1 protein-coding gene and 1 pseudogene are annotated in these 1,828 nt (G+C 72.5%); both read left to right on the forward strand.

What is annotated here, in order from left to right; genetic code table 11:
• A partial coding sequence (locus AB8Z36_RS39730) for an ABC transporter permease/substrate-binding protein (protein ID WP_369218223.1) occupies positions 1–1,195 on the forward strand: 1,195 nt, incomplete at its 5' end.
• A gap of 40 nt (positions 1,196–1,235) precedes the next feature.
• Positions 1,236–1,828: pseudogene (locus tag AB8Z36_RS39735) on the forward strand (ribokinase); the annotation flags it as partial.

Genomic DNA, 1,828 nt, shown 5'->3' on the forward strand with positions numbered 1-1,828 from the left:
GGGCTACGAGCTCGACGCCATCGCCGCCGTCGTGATCGGCGGCGCCAGTCTCGCGGGCGGGGTCGGCAAGGCGTCCGGCACGCTCGTCGGCGCGCTGATCCTCGCGGTGCTCCGCAACGGCCTGAACCTGCTGTCCGTGTCGGCGTTCTGGCAGCAGGTCGTGATCGGCGTCGTCATCGCGCTCGCGGTCCTCCTCGACACGCTGCGCCGCAAGGCCGGTGCGGTCCCCGGCGCCTCCTCGGGCGCCCCGGGCGCCGGGCTCAAGGGGCCGCAGGCGGTCAAGTACGCGGTGGCAGCCGTGGTCGTGGCGGCCGTGCTCGGCGCGGTCTCCTTCTTCAACTCGGGTTCGTCCGGCACCTCGACGAAGGTCGGCATGTCGCTGTCCACCCTCAACAACCCCTTCTTCGTGCAGATGAAGGAGGGCGCGCAGGCCGAGGCCGAGAAGGCGGGCGTCGACCTGACCGTCACCGACGCGCAGAACGACGCGTCCCAGCAGTCCAATCAGCTCCAGAACTTCACCGGCGAGGGCGTGCAGTCGATCATCGTCAACCCGGTGGACTCCGACGCGGCGGGCCCCGCCGTGCGCGGCGCCAACAAGTCCGGCATCCCGGTGATCGCGGCCGACCGGGGCGTCAACAAGGCCGAGACGGCCACCCTCGTCGCCTCCGACAACATCGCGGGCGGCAGGCTGGCGGCGAAGTCCCTCGCCGAGAAGCTGGGCGGCAAGGGCGAGGTCGTCGTCCTCCAGGGCACGCCGGGCACCTCGGCGAGCCGTGAGCGCGGACAGGGCTTCGCGGAGGGCATCAAGGCCTACCCCGGCATCAAGGTCGTCGCCAGGCAGCCCGCGGACTTCGACCGCACCAAGGGCCTGGACGTCATGACGAACCTGCTCCAGTCCCACAAGGGCCTGAACGGCGTCTTCGCCGAGAACGACGAGATGGCGCTCGGCGCGGTCAAGGCGCTCGGCGACAAGGCGGGCGCCTCCGTGCCGGTGGTCGGCTTCGACGGCACCCCGGACGGCCTCAAGGCGGTCGAGTCGGGCACGCTCTACGCGTCCGTGGCGCAGCAGCCCAAGGAACTCGGCAGGATCGCGGTGCGCAACGCGGTGCGGGCGGCCGGGGGCAAGGACGTCAAGGAGACGGTGAAGGTGCCGGTGAAGGTCGTCACCGCGAAGAACGTGCAGAATTTCTCCTGAAAGCAGGGAAAAGCAACATGATCGACTCAGGGAACAGCGCATGAACGACGACTACGAGCTGCTGGTCGTGGGCTCCGCCAACGCCGATCTGGTGGTCGGTGTGGAGCGCAGGCCGGCGCCGGGCGAGACGGTCCTCGGCTCCGACCTGTCCGTCCACCCGGGCGGCAAGGGCGGCAACCAGGCCGTGGCCGCCGCCCGGCTCGGGGCGCGCACCGCGCTCCTCGCCCGGGTGGGCGACGACGCGCACGGTGGGGGTCCTGGTGGGCGGGGCGCCGACCGGTGTCGCGCTGATCACCGTCGACCCGTCGGGCGACAACAGCATCGTGGTCTCGCCCGGCGCCAACATGCGCCTCACCCCCGAGGACATCCGCGCGGCGGGCAGCCTGCTCGCGGCGGCCCGGGTGGTCTCCACGCAACTGGAGATCCCGCTGGACACGGTCGCCGAGGTGGCGCGCGGGCTGCGGCCGGGGGCCCGGCTCGTCCTCAACCCCTCGCCGCCCGCCCCGCTGCCGGACGAGGTGCTCGCCGCCTGCGACCCGCTGGTGGTCAATGAGCACGAGGCACGGGTGGTACTCGGCGACGCGGCGGGCGGGACGCCCGAGGAGTGGGCGCGCGGACTGCTCGCGCTCGGCC

The organism is Streptomyces flavofungini (assembly GCF_041028215.1).
Lineage (GTDB): Bacteria > Actinomycetota > Actinomycetes > Streptomycetales > Streptomycetaceae > Streptomyces > Streptomyces flavofungini_B.